This window comes from Streptomyces sp. NPDC056161, assembly GCF_042268025.1.
Taxonomy (GTDB): domain Bacteria; phylum Actinomycetota; class Actinomycetes; order Streptomycetales; family Streptomycetaceae; genus Streptomyces.
Genome location: NZ_JBHJUV010000008.1, coordinates 18,033 through 33,670, shown reverse-complemented (window position 1 = coordinate 33,670; position 15,638 = coordinate 18,033). Strand labels below are relative to the sequence as shown.

Here is a 15,638-nt window from a genome sequence, read left to right as displayed (position 1 = left end):
CAGGTCCACCACTTTGCGACGCTCATACACATCATGAGGAAAGTACGCAAATCGCCCAACCTGAAAGTGAGGGGTCATGGCCCGCACCACCACGGTCATGAAGCTGTGGACCGCCATCGTCACCGCCTTCCTCGCGCTGTGCACGGCGCTCGGACTCGGCACCGCCGCCACCGCCGCGGCCGCACCGCAGATCGAAGCTCCGCTCAAGAGCGCCGCACCCGCGCCGGCAGCGCCGACGGCCCAGTTCTCCTGGTCCAGATCCGGGGCCCGGGCCGGCACGCTGCCCCCCACGATGAAGCAACGGATCGGCGCCGAGGCCCACGGCAAGTCCCCGAGTTGCCGCCACCGCCCCCTCGAAGACACGTCAGCGAACGCCCCGACCGAAGCGGAAGCCGACGCGCCGCTCACCTGCTGAACCGGGGCCCCTCCACCGCAAGAAGTACGCGTGATCAAGAAATACGCGTGATGACGTAATGCAGCGGCAGGAACACGAAAGACGCAGTGCCGTCGTGACGCAGCGCCCGGACACCCGGGACGGCGGAACGGCAAGGGCCGCGGGACAGCGTGCCTCCGCTACAGAGCAACAACGCAACGCAGCAATGCAGCAACACCGTGATGCCGCAACGTAACCGGTAGCAACGCAGCGACGTAACGACGTAGCGAGCAACACCTTTCAAAGGCGAATTGCGTACAGCTTCACATCGCCAGAAGCCCCCGGTCTCCCCCCGGCCGGGGCCTTCGCATGCCCGCTTTCCCCGGCCGACAGATACGGATTCAGCCCCGGGCCACAGGAAACGCTTTGCCGGACGAACCCGGCGCGGCCGACACACACCGGCGGCCGAGCGTCACCAGGGTCTCCACCACAGGATTGCCCAGGGTCTCTCTCCCGGGGACTGCCCGAAGCCTCCCCCACCGCACTGCGTATCGTCGCTACTCGGTGACGCTGATCGCCTGGGAGGGGCACCGCTCGGCCGCGTCCCGCACGAGCGCCTCGTCTTCGCCGCCCTCGCGACCGGGGCGTACGACGCCGTATCCGTCCTCGAAGGCGAAGACGGACGGCACCCGGTGGGCGCACTCGCCGGAGCCGTAACAGAGGTTGCGGTCGATGGAGACCGTCATGCGCACTCCAGTCGCGAGCGGGCATCGCCCCTCGATCGGGTACGACCGGCGATGCGGACCAAGGGACCTGACCTACAGCGACGTCACTGCCCTCCCAACGGCCCCGCGAATCGAACTTGGCCGCAGACGAACGACGGCACGTCGCGGCACTGCCACATCGCGGCACTACCAGCGGAGCGCTCAGCCCTCGCCGCCGGCCGTCGCGAGCCAGTGGGCGACCCTGCGCAGGGTGGTCTCGTCCAGTCGGTCGACGAGGGTCTGTACGGCGGTGAGATCGTCCTGCGCCAGGTCGTAGAGGCCCGCCTTGCCCAGTCCCGCCATGAGCACCTGATGCCGCCGGTCGTCCATCCGTTCCGCGAGCTTGCTCTGCGGCTCCACCCGCTCGCTCGCCTCGCCGACGTCGTCGGCAGCGGCACCGGCAGCGGCACCGGCACCGGCACCGGCGGCAGCAGGTGCGGGGTGCGCGAGGGCGGCTGGGTCCGGGGAACCGGCGCGGTCGACGGGCTCGGCGGGCGACGGCCCCGTCAGGACGGGAGACGGCACGGCCCCGGGGGGCGCCGCGGAGCGTTCGGCCCGGTGCCACGCGCCGTCCCGCGGCCCCCACAGGGCGACGACCGGTTCGCCGCCACGCGCGCGTACGGTCTGAGTCATCTCGCCCACCGCGTACAGCACCGGGGAACGATGCGGCGACTCGGCGCCGATCCGCCATGCCGCCGAGGCCGGCTCGTAGAACATCGCAACCCAGCGAGGGGTACCCGAAGGCTCCGGGCTCTGGAGACGTGATTCCACCGTGCTCACCCTTTCGGAGGCATCCCTGACGGCCGACCATAACTGACGGATCGTCAGATTCACAGGGTGAGGCAGGAGCGCTCAGGGCCTGACGACGTAGAGGTACACGGGCGTAGGGGCGTACGCCCCCGTACGGCATAGAGGCGTATGAACGTAGAGGCGTACGCGACGGCGTACGACTTGCGGCGCGCCTGCGGGTTTCGGCCACCCATGGCCGCCGGAACCCCGCCGTCCGGCACTGGTCCCTCCCCACGCGGGGACCAGTGCCGGACGCTGCGGGCGGCATCGATCCGCGCCGAGCCGACAGGATCGACGCGGATCGGAGGATCGGGAGCCCGGTGGTCAGCGCGACAGCCGCCGGAAGCGGCGAGGGTCACGCGCCTCTCGGGCCTGCGGTCGGGATATCGGGCTCACCGCGTCACGTCCGGGCTTACGGTCGGGCTTGCGCGTCCTGCCAGATCCGCACGGCCGGACCCGCGCCGCCGTGCGACGACTTGGGCCGAAGGTGGCCGAGAACATACGGCGCCATGAGCTGTTCTCCGAAGCTCTGGGGTGCTGACCTGTCCGGACAACGAGTAACCGGTCGGCTACTGTATCGCGATCCTGCCATCTGCGGCGCATCGCAACGGGAGTCCGGTGTCCACCCCCGGACATAGCCGCAGTTCAGCCGCAGGTCAGCCGCAAGGAGTGAGTTCTCCATCAACGACTGGCGGCGGACCAAGAACGTACCGGCGCGGTTCGGCGCCCTCGCCGCGGTGCTCCAGGTGCTGATCCCCGAGGCGTGGAAGCCCTCGTCGACCAGCTCCGCGGCGCGGAACTGACGGGTGGTCCGGTCGCACCATCGACGGCAGAACGCCGGGCGGCGCCGGCAGCGACGACGACACGGCTCGGCCGCGGGACGCTCAATGGTCGACAGCGCTGGGCGGCCGACGACGCTCAGCGGACGACGACTCAGCGGACGACGTCGTTGGGCCGCCGGTCCCCCCGAACAGCCAGTGGCACACACCCGTCCCTCCGGGCACGGCCGAACCGTGACGACACACCCCACCCCGTGATCCAGATCACAACTCCCGGTCACCGATCGGCAGTTGGCCCCCACGGCCCGACCGGCCTTGTTACCCTTGGCCATAGCTCGACCGCTGGTGCATCCCCCGTCGCCAGCGGTCGAGCGTTTTCCTGTCCTGCCGGATGTTGGCCGGTTCGCCGAACACCGCCCGCACCCCCGTCCTACAGTGCGACGCCGTGACGTCCTCCATCCCGTACTCCGGCCACCCGCACGACCAGCGATCCCACCAGTTCCTGCTGCTCGCCTCGGCCCGTGTCATCTCGGTGCTCGGCAACGGCTTCGCCCGCGTGGCGCTCGGTTTCGCCGTGCTGGCCCTGCCCGGGGCGACACCCGCACGGCTGTCGCTGGTCCTGGCCTGCCAGGCACTGCCGCAACTGGTGTTCATCCTGGTCGGCGGGGTGCTCGCGGACCGGATGTCACGCGCGCGGTTGATGGTCCTGGCCGACCTCGTCGGCGCCGCCGCCTACGCGGGCCTCGCCGCCCTGGCCCTGTCCGGCCACGCGCCCCTCGCCCTCATGTGCGCGCTGGCGGTGGTGGCCGGCACCGCGACCGCCCTGTTCTCCCCCGCCATGGACGGCATGGTGCCGCTGGTCGTGCCCGCCGAGCGGCTCCAGCAGGCCAACGGACTGCTCCGGGTGGGCACCAACATCTCCCTGCTTCTGGGACTCGCCCTGTCCGGGCTCACCGTCGCCTGGATCGGAGCCGGCTGGGCACTCGCCCTGAACGCCGCGTCCTTCGTCGTCAGCGCCGCCCTCACCGCCCGCCTGCGCGTGCCGGGCCGCCCGGCGAAGACGTCCTCGGGCTGGGACGACCTGCGGGAGGGCTGGCGCGAGTTCTCCTCCCGGCAGTGGCTGTGGGTGGTCGTCGCCCAGTACGCGGTCGTGGTCGCCGCGCTGAACGCCAACGCCGGCGTGCTGGGCCCCCTGATCGCCGAGGAGGACCTGGGCGGGGCCCGCGCCTGGTCGATCATCGTCGCCGCCCAGGCGCTCGGCACCATCGCCGGGGCCGGACTTGCCACCCGCGTCCGGGTGCGGCGACCGGTCCTCGTGGCGGTGGTGGCCACCTTCCCGGCCGCCGTGCCGACCGCCCTGCTCGCCGCGTCGGCCCCGGTCTGGCTGACGGCGACGGCCATGTTCTGCTCGGGGGTCTCCTCCGACGTCTTCGCCGTGCTGTGGTCCACCACCGTCCAGCGCGAGATCCCCGAAGCGGCCCTGTCCCGCGTCAGCTCCTACGACTGGTTCGGCTCCCTGGCCTTCGCCCCGCTCGGCCTCCTCGTGGCCGGCCCCGCGGCGGACCTCACCGGCACCAGACCCGCGTTGGCCGCCTGTGCCACCCTCATCGCCCTGGCCACAGCCGCGGCCCTCCTCTCCCCCCAGGTCCGCGGCCTCACCTCCACCGCGCCCGGCCCCACCCCCGAACCGGCCACCGCCCCGGCCGCACCGGGCACCGACCTCCCCGAACCCTCCGCATGAGGGCACCGCTGGACAAGGGCACCGCTGAAACAGGGACACCGCGCACGCATCACGCAGCGGCAGCAAGGCAACGAGCCGAAAACCGCGGACGGCCGACGGATCACAGGAATCCATCGGCCGTCCGACGAGGTGTCATAGCAAGGCGATCGACCGCTGCGGCGCCCACCGCGCCCCCACCTGACGTGCCTCCCGGCTCCCGGCAGATGCACACCCTGCATACGCCACGCTCTCGGAGGTCACCCTAGGATGCCGAGCGGTCAGGGGAGGACGGACGTATGGGCGAGAGCCTGCGCAAGATCTTGCTGTGGGAACGGGCTCTGCAAGAGTGGTGGTCGGACCGTCTCGGCAAGGAGATCGTCTCCACATGGGCGGCAGGCATCATTTTGGGTGTTCCTGCCTGGATCTTCGTCGAGATGTTCTGGCACCCGGACTCGATCCTCGGTGACGGCGGGCTCGCCGCCATCGGGCTGCTTGTCATCCTGGCTGTCGCAACGCTCTTCGCATGGACGGGCGTCATGATCGTCCGCGAAACGATTGCCGAGTCCCCCGCGAATACGGGTGGCGCTCGGCACTGGTTGCTCACGGTCCAGGTACTCATGGCGGGGACGGCCGGGTGGGTCGCACTGAGGGCGATCCTGGTCTTCGATCATCACGTGTCGCCGACCGTAGGCTTGATCTCGGCGGTTCCGCTGGCGGCTCCGTACTCACTCGCGTTCCTGGCACTCGTCATGCGCGAGGTCGTCCGGTGGCGCGTGGTGCGCGCTGTGTTCCTCGCACCGATTGCCCTGGTATTGCTGCTCCGGTTCATGTGATGCGCTGCGTGCCGCCGCGCCGTTGTGTTCCCGGGAACCGTCTGGGCGCCCTCCTTCCCGGGCACCTCCTGGGCGAGTCGCTTGATGTCAGCCGTAGATGCCGAAGACCCCCAACCGGTCCCGGTTGGGGGTCTTCTCGTTGGTGGGGCTAACAGGATTTGAACCTGTGGCCTCATCCTTATCAGGGATGCGCTCTAACCAACTGAGCTATAGCCCCGCCGCGCTCTGCGGTACGTGTCCCGCGCGCTGACTCCTGAAGATTAGCGCACGACCGGGGCAGTCCCAAAATCGGTTGTCGCAGGCCGCACGGCAGAGGTTTGGCATCGCCATGACGTGGTACCTCACGCGTTCCCGGGCGGCACGTCACGCGTGACAGGCGGCCCGCCACTCGCCCCGGGCGACCCCTCACGCGCTCCAGGAACAACCCGTCACTCGTCCTCGGCGAGCGTCAACTCGACGCCGCCGACGAAGCCCGCGGACAGGTTGTAGATGAACGCGCCCAGCGTGGCCAGTGCCGTCGCCAGGACGACGTCGATGACCGCGATGATCGCCGTGAACGTCAGGACCTTCGGCAGCGACAGGAAGGACTGCAGGTCAAAGCCGTTCCCCTCGTTCGAGCCGGTCGCCTCGGAGATGGTGCCGCCGACCGTCGAGAAGACGCCCATCGCGTCCAGGACCATCCACAGCACCGCCGAGGCGACGATCGTGCAGATGCCGAGCGCGATCGAGAGCAGGAAGCTGACCTTCATCACCGACCACGGGTCCGCCTTGGCCACGCGCAGGCGCGCCTTGCGGGTGCGCGGCGTGGTCCGTGCGCCGGTGCGCGGCCGGCGCGTGGACCCCGTCGAGGAGGAGGTCTGCGCCGAGTACGCCTGCGGCGGGTGGTAGGGCCCGGTGGGCTGCTGCTGCCGCTCACCGGGCAGCGGTGAGGCGCCCTGCGCCTCACCTGCCGGGGGCTGGGCACCGGGGGTGGCCGGGCCCACCCCAGCGCCGTAATGCTGGGTGTGCGGGCCTCGGGTGTCCGTCACAGTTCCCCCCTGGGATCCATGAGTATCGGGCGAGTGCGGGTCGGTCGCGGGCGACTTGACCGGCTTGAGATTGGTCGTGTGCGGATCCACCGTGTTCATAGGGTCCATGGCGTTCCCGGCGTTCCCGGCGTTCCCGGGGTTCGCGGCAGAGCCACGGCCGCCGTCGTCCGTTCCCGTACCGGAATCGGTCCCGGTCGAGGTACCGACCGAACCGGCGCCCGTGGCTCCGCTCACGATGACACACACTCCTCGTGCTACTCGGCCGAGGATGCCTCACCCTCGTCCGTGCCGGTGGCCGCGGCGTCCTCGGCGGTCTCGTCCACGGCCACGTCGCCGTCGACTTCCTCCGCCTCGCGCCCCGCCTCGGCGTTACGTGCGATACCGACGACGGCATCGCGCTTGCCCAGGTTGATCAGTTGGACGCCCATGGTGTCACGGCCCGTCTCCCTGACCTCGTTGACTCGCGTACGAATCACACCGCCGGACAGGGTGATGGCGAGGATTTCGTCACTCTCCTCGACGATCAGCGCGCCGACGAGCGAGCCGCGGTCCTCCACGATCTTGGCGGCCTTGATCCCCAGGCCGCCGCGGCCCTGGACGCGGTACTCGTCGACGGCGGTCCGCTTCGCGTACCCGCCGTCCGTGGCAGTGAACACGAACGTACCGGGTCGAACGACATTCATCGAGAGAAGCTCGTCGCCCTCGCGGAAACTCATCCCCTTGACACCCGAGGTCGCCCGGCCCATCGGCCGCAGCGTCTCGTCCGAGGCGGTGAACCTGATCGACTGCGCCTTCTTGCTGATCAGGACCAGATCGTCGTCCGCCGAGACCAGTTCGGCTCCGATCAGTTCGTCATCGGAACCGTCCTCCCGCTCGCGCAGGTTGATCGCGATGACACCACCGGAACGCGGCGAATCGTAATCCTTCAGAGGCGTCTTCTTGACCAGGCCCGCCTTGGTGGCCAGGACCAGGTACGGCGCGGCCTCGTAGTCGCGGATCGCCAGGATCTCGGCGATCGCCTCGTCCGGCTGGAAGGCCAGCAGGTTCGCCACGTGCTGGCCGCGCGCGTCCCGGCCGGCGTCCGGCAGCTCGTACGCCTTGGCCCGGTAGACCCGGCCCTTGTTGGTGAAGAACAGCAGCCAGTGATGGGTGGTCGAGACGAAGAAGTGGTCGACGATGTCGTCTTCCTTCAGCTTCGTGCCGCGTACGCCCTTGCCGCCGCGCTTCTGTGCCCGGTAGTCGTCCGTCTTCGTCCGCTTCACATAGCCGCCGCGGCTGACGGTGACGACGATGTCCTCCTCGGCGATCAGGTCCTCGATGGACATGTCGCCGTCGTAGGGCACCAGCATGGTCTTGCGGTCGTCACCGTACTTCTCGACGATCGCGGCCAGCTCCTCGCTGACGATGCCGCGCTGACGGACCGGCGAGGCGAGGATCTCGTTGTACTCGTTGATCTTCGCCTGGAGTTCGTCGTGCTCCTGGACGATCTTCTGGCGCTCCAGGGCGGCCAGTCGGCGCAGCTGCATCTCCAGGATGGCGTTCGCCTGGATCTCGTCGATCTCCAGCAGGCCCATCAGGCCCGTGCGCGCCACCTCGACGGTCGCACTGCCCCTGATCAGCGCGATGACCTCGTCGATGGCGTCCAGGGCCTTGAGCAGACCGCGCAGGATGTGCGCCCGCTCCTCGGCCTTGCGCAGCCGGAAGCGCGTACGGCGGACGACGACCTCGATCTGGTGCGTCACCCAGTGCCGGATGAACGCGTCCAGGGACAGGGTGCGGGGCACCCCGTCGACCAGCGCCAGCATGTTGGCGCCGAAGTTCGTCTGGAGGTCGGTGTGCTTGTACAGGTTGTTCAGGACGACCTTGGCGACCGCGTCCCGCTTGAGGACGATCACCAGGCGCTGGCCGGTGCGCGAGGACGTCTCGTCACGGACGTCGGCGATCCCGCCGACCTTGCCGTCCTTCACCAGGTCGGCGATCTTCTGCGCGAGATTGTCCGGGTTGACCTGGTAGGGCAGTTCGGTGACCACCAGGCACTGCCGGTTCTGGATCTCCTCGACCTCGACGACCGCGCGCATGGTGATCGAGCCACGGCCGGTGCGGTACGCCTCCTCGATGCCCTTGCGGCCCACCACCAGCGCGCCGGTCGGGAAGTCCGGGCCCTTGATGCGCTCGATGAGGGCGTCGAGCAGCTCCTCGTGCGAGGCGTCCGGGTTTTCCAGGCACCACTGGGCGCCCGCCGCGACCTCGCGCAGGTTGTGCGGCGGGATGTTGGTCGCCATGCCGACCGCGATGCCCGCCGAGCCGTTGATCAGCAGGTTCGGGAACCGGGCGGGCAGGACGGTCGGCTCCTGCGAGCGGCCGTCGTAGTTGTCCGTGAAGTCGACGGTGTCCTCGTCGATGTCCCGGACCATCTCCATCGACAGCGGCGCCATCTTGCACTCGGTGTAGCGCATGGCGGCCGCCGGGTCGTTGCCCGGAGAGCCGAAGTTGCCGTTGGAGTCGACGAGCGGCATCCGCATCGCCCACGGCTGGGCCAGTCGCACCAGCGCGTCGTAGATCGAGCTGTCGCCGTGCGGGTGGTAGTTGCCCATGACGTCGCCGACGACGCGGGCGCACTTGTAGAAGCCGCGCTCGGGCCGGTACCCGCCGTCGTACATGGCGTACAGCACCCGGCGGTGGACGGGCTTGAGACCGTCCCGGACATCGGGCAGCGCACGCGAGACGATGACGGACATCGCGTAGTCCAGATACGAACGCTGCATCTCCGTTTCGAGCCCGACGGGCTCGATGCGCATGGTGGTGTCGCCGCCCTCTGCCTCGGGCGTGACTGGAGTGTTCTCGTCGGCCATTGCTGGTGAAGATCCTTCCCGGTGCGGTCAGCAGAGACCGACTCAGATGTCGAGGAAGCGAACGTCCTTGGCGTTGCGCTGGATGAACTGGCGGCGGGCCTCGACGTCCTCGCCCATCAGGACCGAGAACAGGTCGTCGGCCTGGGCGGCGTCGTCGAGGGTGACCTGGCCGAGGACCCGGTGGTCGACGTCCATCGTCGTCACCCGCAGCTCCTCGGCGTTCATCTCGCCGAGACCCTTGAAGCGCTGGATGGAGTCCTCCCGGACGCGCTTGCCGCGCTGGCGGCCCAGCTCCAGGAGCGCGTCGCGCTCCCGGTCGGAGTACGCGTACTCGACCTCGTCCCGGCCCCACTTGATCTTGTAGAGCGGCGGGCGGGAGAGGAACACGTGGCCCCGCTCCACCAGGTCCCGCATGAAGCGGAACAGGAAGGTCAGCAGCAGGGTGTTGATGTGCTGGCCGTCGACGTCGGCGTCCGCCATCAGAATGATCTTGTGATAGCGGAGCTTCTCGATGTCGAAGTCCTCGTGCACACCCGTGCCGAAGGCGGAGATCAGCGCCTGGATCTCCTGGTTCTGCAGGATCTTGTCGATCCTGGCCTTCTCGACGTTGAGGATCTTGCCACGGATCGGGAGGATCGCCTGGTACTGCGGGTTGCGGCCGGACTTGGCGGAGCCACCGGCGGAGTCACCCTCGACGATGAAGATCTCGCACTTGGTGGGATCGTTCGACTGGCAGTCGGAGAGCTTGCCCGGCAGCGACGCCGACTCAAGGAGGCCCTTGCGACGGGTCAGATCCCGCGCCTTGCGGGCCGCCACGCGCGCGGTGGCCGCCTGGATGCCCTTGCGGATGATGTCCGAGGCTTCGTTCGGGTTGCGGTCCAGCCAGTCGTTGAGGTGCTCGTAGACGGCCTTCTGGACGAAGGTCTTGGCCTCCGTGTTGCCCAGCTTGGTCTTCGTCTGGCCCTCGAACTGCGGCTCGCTCAGCTTCACCGAGATGATCGCGGTCAGGCCCTCGCGGATGTCGTCGCCCGTGAGGTTGTCGTCCTTCTCGCGCAGCAGCTTCTTGTCCCGCGCGTACTTGTTGATCAGCGAGGTCAGCGCCGCCCGGAAGCCCTCCTCGTGCGTACCGCCCTCATGGGTGTGGATGATGTTCGCGAAGGAGTACACGCCCTCGCTGTAGCCGCTGTTCCACTGCATCGCGACCTCAAGGGACAGGCTCTTGTCCTTGTCCTCGGCCTCCAGGTCGATGACGGTGGGGTGCACCACGTCGCCCTTGCGGGAGTTGAGGTACTTCACGAAGTCGACGATGCCGCCCTCGTAGTGGTACGTGACCGACTTGACCTCGTCCTTCTCGTCGGCCCCCGCCTCGTCCGCGCCGGCGGTCGCCTTCGCGGACTCGCGCTCGTCGGTGAGCCGGATGAACAGGCCCTTGTTGAGGAACGCCATCTCCTGGAAGCGCCGCGACAGCGTCTCGAAGGAGTAGTCGGTGGTCTCGAAGATCTCCGCGTCGGCCCAGAACGTGACCGAGGTGCCGGTCTCGCCGGTCTCCTCGTGCTCGGCGAGCGGGGCGGTCGGCACGCCCATCTTGTAGTCCTGCGTCCAGCGCCGGCCGTCGGTCCTGACCTCGACCGACACCTTGCTGGACAGCGCGTTGACGACGGAGACGCCGACGCCGTGCAGACCACCGGAGACCGCGTAGCCGCCGCCGCCGAACTTGCCGCCCGCGTGCAGCACGGTCAGCACGACCTCCAGGGCCGGCTTCCCCTCGGAGGGGACGATGCCCACCGGGATGCCGCGGCCGTTGTCGACGACGCGGACGCCGCCGTCGGCGAGGATCGTCACGTCGATCGTGTCCGCGTACCCGGCCAGCGCCTCGTCGACCGAGTTGTCGACGACCTCGTACACGAGGTGGTGCAGACCGCGCTCGCCGGTCGAGCCGATGTACATACCGGGTCGCTTGCGAACCGCGTCCAGACCCTCAAGCACGGTGATCGCGCTGGCGTCGTACGAAGCGGTGACGTCGCCGTTCGACGAGGTCACCGCGCCGTCGGCGCCGGCGTCGGGGGACGGGATGTTCTCGTTGAGGTTGCCGGAATCGGCCACGAAGCGCCCTTTCTGGCACAGCACGAGCCGAACTCGTCGGCAGGTTGCCGGAGCGGCTGCGGCATGTTGCGTTGGTAAGCCCTGAATCAGCGGTGCTCAGCTTTTCCCGGACGGTCCCCACGTTTGGGGCGGGATTGGCTTCCAGTCTACCGGTAGCGCCGACAGTGATGGGGGTTTGCCGGTACCTGAGTCCCCATGTGCCGCCCTCAACCGGTCTCGGCCGGGTACCGATATGCGGATGGGGGCTCCAAGAGGCTCACAGCGCCACTCAGCGCTTCGAGCTGTCAACCCCCGGCTACTCCACGGTCAGGTCACGTCCCAGGCCCCCGCGCGATCCTCCGGCCGGGTGACCCACCATGATCCGGAAAGCCCGCCGGACCAGCGGATATGTGAAGTCGGTCACCCACTCGGCAGCCCCCGCCCAGGCCCGCTCCGCAGGCCCGTCCGTCACCTCTCGGCGACGCGTCGGTCACCCGTAGGTGTCGCCGGGGCCCCTGCTGCCCGGGGCGCGGAGGGGACCGTAGCGACGGGTGGGGCCACCGGGACCGAACACCTTGATCGACTTCACCGTCCCGTGCCCCAGATCCTCGTTGAGGCGTGCCACCAGCGTCGGCGCGAGCAACCGCAGCTGCGTCGCCCAGGCAGTGGAGTCGCACTGCACCGCCAGCACGCACTCCTCCTCGTCGTACCGCTGCGGCACACAGTGCTTGGCCAGGTCGTCGCCGACGATCTGCGGCCACCGGCCCATCACTCCGCCCACCGCGGCCGGCGCCTCCCAACCGCGCTCGGTGATCAACCGGTTGATCGCGGCGCCCAGCGCCATCGGATCGCGGCCGTCGGCGCGCGCGCCGGAGCGCAGTCCCCCGCGCCGTGCCTGCTTCTTCTGCCGCACCGCGTCCCCACGCGCGCGTGCCGCCTCCTTCGCCGCGCGCAGCGCCACGCGCGCGAGATCGACGCCCGAGGGCTCGGGGGAGTGCTCGGGCCGCGCGGGGGCGGGCTCGTCCGTACTCACGCGCGCTCCACCGTCCCGTCCGACACCGTGTACCGGGCCCCCGCCAGCACGTGCGGTACGTCGTCGTCGACGGCGGCGGTCACCAGCACCTGCTCACCCGGCGCGACCAGTTCCGCGAGCCGCTCCCGGCGGCGGGCGTCCAGTTCGGCGAAGACGTCGTCCAGCACGAGCACCGGTTCGTTGCCCTCCGAGCGCAGCAGGTCGTACGAGGCCAGCCGCAATGCCAGCGCGTACGACCAGGACTCGCCGTGCGAGGCGTACCCCTTGGCCGGCAGCCGGCCGAGCTTGAGGACCACGTCGTCGCGATGCGGGCCGACGAGGGTGACACCGCGCTCGATCTCCTGCTTGCGCGCCTGGGCGAGCGCCGCCATCAGCTGCCCGTACAGCTCCTCGCGGGTATGGGCCTCGCCCGGCGCCGACGGCTTGTACTCCAGGGCGAGCGGGCCGCCCCCGGGAGCCAGTTGCTCGTACGCCTTGTCGGCCAGCGGTTCGAGTGCGGTGATCAGGTCGAGCCGCTGGGCGAGCAGTTCGGCGCCCGCGCGCGCGAGATGCTGGTCCCAGACGTCGAGCGTGGACAGGTCCGCCCCGGCGCCCGGATTCCCCCGCCCGGGGGCTTCCCCGGCCCGGCCGCCGCCGTGCCTGCGGGCCAACGCCGCCGACTTCAGGAGCGTGTTGCGCTGCTTCAGGACCCGCTCGTAGTCCGAACGCACCCCCGCCATGCGCGGCGTGCGGGCCGTGATCAGCTCGTCGAGGAAGCGCCGCCGCTCACCCGGATCACCCTTGACCAGGGCCAGGTCCTCGGGCGCGAACAGCACGGTCCGTACGATCCCCAGCACGTCCCGCGGCCGGACCTGCGACGAGCGGTTGATACGGGCGCGGTTCGCCCTGCCCGGGTTCACCTCCAGCTCGATCAGCTGCTGCCGCTCGCCCTGCCTGACCTGGGCGCGGATGACCGCACGCTCGGCCCCCATGCGGACCAGCGGGGCGTCCGAGGCGACCCGGTGGCTGCCGAGGGTGGCCAGATAGCCGACCGCCTCGACGAGATTCGTCTTGCCCTGCCCGTTGGGGCCGACGAACGCGGTGACGCCCGGGTCGAGCGGGACCTCGACCCGGGCGTACGAGCGGAAGTCGGCCAGCGAAAGATGCGTGACGTGCATGGTCGTGCGCCGACCTCCCCCAGGCTTGTGGACCGGAACCCGGCCCTGTGGATTACTTCTTCGCCACCGCGTGGCCGCCGAACTGGTTCCGCAGCGCCGCGATCATCTTCATCTGCGGCGAGTCGTCCTGCCGCGAGGCGAACCGCGCGAACAGCGACGCGGTGATCGCGGGCAGCGGCACCGCGTGGTCTATGGCGGCCTCCACCGTCCACCGTCCCTCGCCGGAGTCCTGTGCATAACCCTTCAGCCCGGCCAGGTGCTCGTCCGCGTCGAGGGCGTTCACCGCGAGATCGAGCAGCCAGGAACGGATCACCGTCCCCTGCTGCCAGGAGCGGAAGACCTCACGCACGTCCGTGACGGAGTCGGCCTTCTCCAGCAGCTCCCAGCCCTCGGCGTAAGCCTGCATCATCGCGTACTCGATGCCGTTGTGGACCATCTTCGCGAAGTGGCCCGCGCCGACCTGTCCGGCGTGCACCGCGCCGAAGTCGCCCTCCGGCTTGAGCGCTTCGAAGACCGGCCGCACCTTGGCGACGTGCTCCGCGTCGCCTCCGTACATCAGGGCGTAGCCGTTCTCCAGCCCCCAGACCCCGCCCGAGACACCGCAGTCGACGAAACCTATGCCCTTGGCCGCCAGTTCCTCGGCGTGCCTCTCGTCGTCCGTCCAGCGGGAGTTGCCGCCGTCCACGACGACGTCGCCCGGCTCCAGCAGCTCGGCCAGTTCGTCGACCGTGGACTGGGTGGCCTCGCCGGCCGGCACCATCACCCAGACCACGCGCGGCCCGGACAGTTTGCCCACAAGCTCCTCCAGGCTGTGGACATCGGCGAGGTCCGCGTTGCGGTCGTATCCGATGACGGTGTGGCCTGCGCGGCGGATCCGCTCGCGCATGTTGCCGCCCATCTTGCCGAGGCCGACGAGACCGAGCTCCATCTGATTGGTGTCCTTCGGTAGCTGTGTGACGGATGGGGCACACGTTCGTACCCGCGGCTGAGCCTAGACCCGGACCGCCGTGCACAGCTGTGGGCATACGCGCTCATACGTACGCCCTCACCTGGGGCTTTGCGGGACGCGAGGATCAGCCGCTGAGGCGCACCGGCATGATCAGGTACTTGTAGGTCTCGTCCGCCTCGGCGTCCACCGCGGGCCTGCCGCTGAGCAGCGCGGGCTTCGTGGACGTGGTGAACGACAGCTGGGCCACCGGCGAGTCGATGGCGCTGAGCCCGTCGAGCAGGAAGGTGGGGTTGAAGGCGACGGAGATGTCGTCGCCGTCCAGTTGGGCGTCGACTCTTTCCACAGCCTGTGCGTCGTCGCTGGAGCCCGCCTCCAGGATCAGCACGCCCTGCTCGAAGCTGAGCCGCACCGGGGTGTTGCGCTCGGCGACCAGGGCCACACGCTTGACGGCCTCCACGAAGGGGGCGGTCTCGATCACCGCGACCGAGTTGAACTCGGTCGGGAACAGCGTGCGGTACTTCGGCAGGTCGCCCTCCAGCAGACGCGTCGTCGTCCGCCGGCCCGCGCCCTCGAAACCGATCAGACCCTCACCCGCACCGGAGCCGGACAGGGCAAGCGTGACGCTGTCGCCGCTGGTCAGCGCCTTGGCGGTGTCCAGGAGCGTCTTGGCGGGCACCAGGGCGACCGCCGACGTGTCCGGGTTCTCGGGCTTCCACAGGAACTCGCGGACCGCGAAGCGGTAGCGGTCGGTGGAGGCCAGCGTGACCGTGTCGCCCTCGATCTCGATGCGCACACCGGTGAGGACGGGCAGCGTGTCGTCGCGACCGGCCGCGATGGCGACCTGCGCGACGGCGGCGGCGAAGACCTCGCCGGGGACCGTGCCCGTCGCGACCGGCATCTGCGGCAGGGACGGGTACTCCTCCACAGGCAGGGTGTGGAGGGTGAAGCGCGAGGAGCCGCAGACGACCGTCGCCCGTACACCGTCTGTGGAAATCTCCACCGGGCGGTTGGGGAGGGCGCGGCAGATGTCGGCCAGGAGGCGGCCGGAGACGAGGACCGTGCCCTCCTCCTCGACCTCCGCGTCGACGCTCACGCGCGCGGAGACCTCGTAGTCGAAGCCGGACAGGCTCAGCTGGCCGTCCTCGGCCTTGAGCAGGAGGCCGGCGAGGACAGGCGCCGGCGGACGGGCCGGGAGGCTGCGTGCCGCCCAGGCCACTGCCTCCGCGAGTACGTCGCGTTCCACCCGGATCTTCACCGTAAGCCGCCTCCTGCTGTTGCC

Annotated in this window: 12 protein-coding genes and 1 tRNA gene; 3 read left to right on the top strand and 10 right to left on the bottom strand. The window is 69.6% G+C overall.

Annotated features, from left to right (window positions below; all coding sequences use genetic code 11):
• Positions 1-76: 76 nt before the first annotated feature.
• A complete protein-coding gene (locus ACFC09_RS09735) occupies positions 77-415 on the top strand; it encodes a DUF6344 domain-containing protein (protein WP_376525412.1) in 339 nt (112 codons plus the stop codon).
• Between the two features lie 515 nt (positions 416-930).
• Here the strand turns inward: ACFC09_RS09735 and ACFC09_RS09730 are convergent.
• Positions 931-1,119 carry a ferredoxin gene (locus ACFC09_RS09730; protein ID WP_376525411.1) on the bottom strand — a complete coding sequence of 63 codons (189 nt, stop codon included), beginning with the start codon at positions 1,117-1,119 and terminating at the stop codon, positions 931-933.
• Between the two features lie 180 nt (positions 1,120-1,299).
• On the bottom strand, positions 1,300-1,854 hold the full coding sequence (locus ACFC09_RS09725; protein ID WP_376525410.1) for a hypothetical protein: 555 nt from the start codon (positions 1,852-1,854) through the stop codon (positions 1,300-1,302).
• A 1,296-nt stretch (positions 1,855-3,150) separates the two neighbouring features.
• Here ACFC09_RS09725 and ACFC09_RS09720 point away from each other — a divergent pair.
• A complete protein-coding gene (locus ACFC09_RS09720; RefSeq protein WP_376525409.1) occupies positions 3,151-4,446 on the top strand; it encodes an MFS transporter in 1,296 nt (431 codons plus the stop codon).
• 275 nt (positions 4,447-4,721) lie between these two features.
• The gene (locus ACFC09_RS09715) at positions 4,722-5,258 is read left to right on the top strand and encodes a hypothetical protein (RefSeq protein WP_376525408.1); all 537 of its coding nucleotides are present in this window, start codon (positions 4,722-4,724) and stop codon (positions 5,256-5,258) included.
• Positions 5,259-5,398: 140 nt separating this feature from the next.
• Here the strand turns inward: ACFC09_RS09715 and ACFC09_RS09710 are convergent.
• The 8 genes from ACFC09_RS09710 to dnaN form a co-directional block, all read right to left on the bottom strand.
• Positions 5,399-5,475: transfer RNA gene (locus tag ACFC09_RS09710), tRNA-Ile, on the bottom strand.
• 211 nt (positions 5,476-5,686) lie between these two features.
• Positions 5,687-6,520 carry a DUF3566 domain-containing protein gene (locus tag ACFC09_RS09705; RefSeq protein ID WP_376525407.1) on the bottom strand — a complete coding sequence of 278 codons (834 nt, stop codon included), beginning with the start codon at positions 6,518-6,520 and terminating at the stop codon, positions 5,687-5,689.
• A gap of 20 nt (positions 6,521-6,540) precedes the next feature.
• Positions 6,541-9,138, bottom strand: a complete 2,598-nt coding sequence (gene gyrA / locus ACFC09_RS09700; protein ID WP_376525406.1) for a DNA gyrase subunit A — start codon at positions 9,136-9,138, stop codon at positions 6,541-6,543.
• A gap of 42 nt (positions 9,139-9,180) precedes the next feature.
• Positions 9,181-11,265 carry a DNA topoisomerase (ATP-hydrolyzing) subunit B gene (gene gyrB, locus ACFC09_RS09695; protein WP_376525405.1) on the bottom strand — a complete coding sequence of 695 codons (2,085 nt, stop codon included), beginning with the start codon at positions 11,263-11,265 and terminating at the stop codon, positions 9,181-9,183.
• A 445-nt stretch (positions 11,266-11,710) separates the two neighbouring features.
• Positions 11,711-12,253 (bottom strand): DUF721 domain-containing protein, encoded by a 543-nt coding sequence (locus ACFC09_RS09690; protein ID WP_376525404.1) that lies wholly within the window; start codon positions 12,251-12,253, stop codon positions 11,711-11,713.
• A complete protein-coding gene (gene recF / locus ACFC09_RS09685; protein WP_376525403.1) occupies positions 12,250-13,410 on the bottom strand; it encodes a DNA replication/repair protein RecF in 1,161 nt (386 codons plus the stop codon). The genes ACFC09_RS09690 and recF overlap by 4 nt, the downstream gene beginning before the upstream one ends.
• A gap of 52 nt (positions 13,411-13,462) precedes the next feature.
• On the bottom strand, positions 13,463-14,338 hold the full coding sequence (gnd, locus tag ACFC09_RS09680) for a phosphogluconate dehydrogenase (NAD(+)-dependent, decarboxylating) (protein WP_376525402.1): 876 nt from the start codon (positions 14,336-14,338) through the stop codon (positions 13,463-13,465).
• A 145-nt stretch (positions 14,339-14,483) separates the two neighbouring features.
• Positions 14,484-15,614 (bottom strand): DNA polymerase III subunit beta, encoded by a 1,131-nt coding sequence (gene dnaN / locus ACFC09_RS09675; protein WP_376525401.1) that lies wholly within the window; start codon positions 15,612-15,614, stop codon positions 14,484-14,486.
• Positions 15,615-15,638: the final 24 nt, after the last annotated feature.

Bases quoted from the DNA above. Each gene is read 5' to 3' on its own strand.
- ACFC09_RS09735 (WP_376525412.1), top strand. From the start codon at position 77: ATGGCCCGCACCACCACGGTCATGAAGCTGTGGACCGCCATCGTCACC.
- ACFC09_RS09730 (WP_376525411.1), bottom strand. From the start codon at position 1,119: ATGACGGTCTCCATCGACCGCAACCTCTGTTACGGCTCCGGCGAGTGC.
- ACFC09_RS09725 (WP_376525410.1), bottom strand. From the start codon at position 1,854: ATGTTCTACGAGCCGGCCTCGGCGGCATGGCGGATCGGCGCCGAGTCG.
- ACFC09_RS09715 (WP_376525408.1), top strand. From the start codon at position 4,722: ATGGGCGAGAGCCTGCGCAAGATCTTGCTGTGGGAACGGGCTCTGCAA.
- gyrA (WP_376525406.1), bottom strand. From the start codon at position 9,138: ATGGCCGACGAGAACACTCCAGTCACGCCCGAGGCAGAGGGCGGCGAC.
- recF (WP_376525403.1), bottom strand. From the start codon at position 13,410: ATGCACGTCACGCATCTTTCGCTGGCCGACTTCCGCTCGTACGCCCGG.
- gnd (WP_376525402.1), bottom strand. From the start codon at position 14,338: ATGGAGCTCGGTCTCGTCGGCCTCGGCAAGATGGGCGGCAACATGCGC.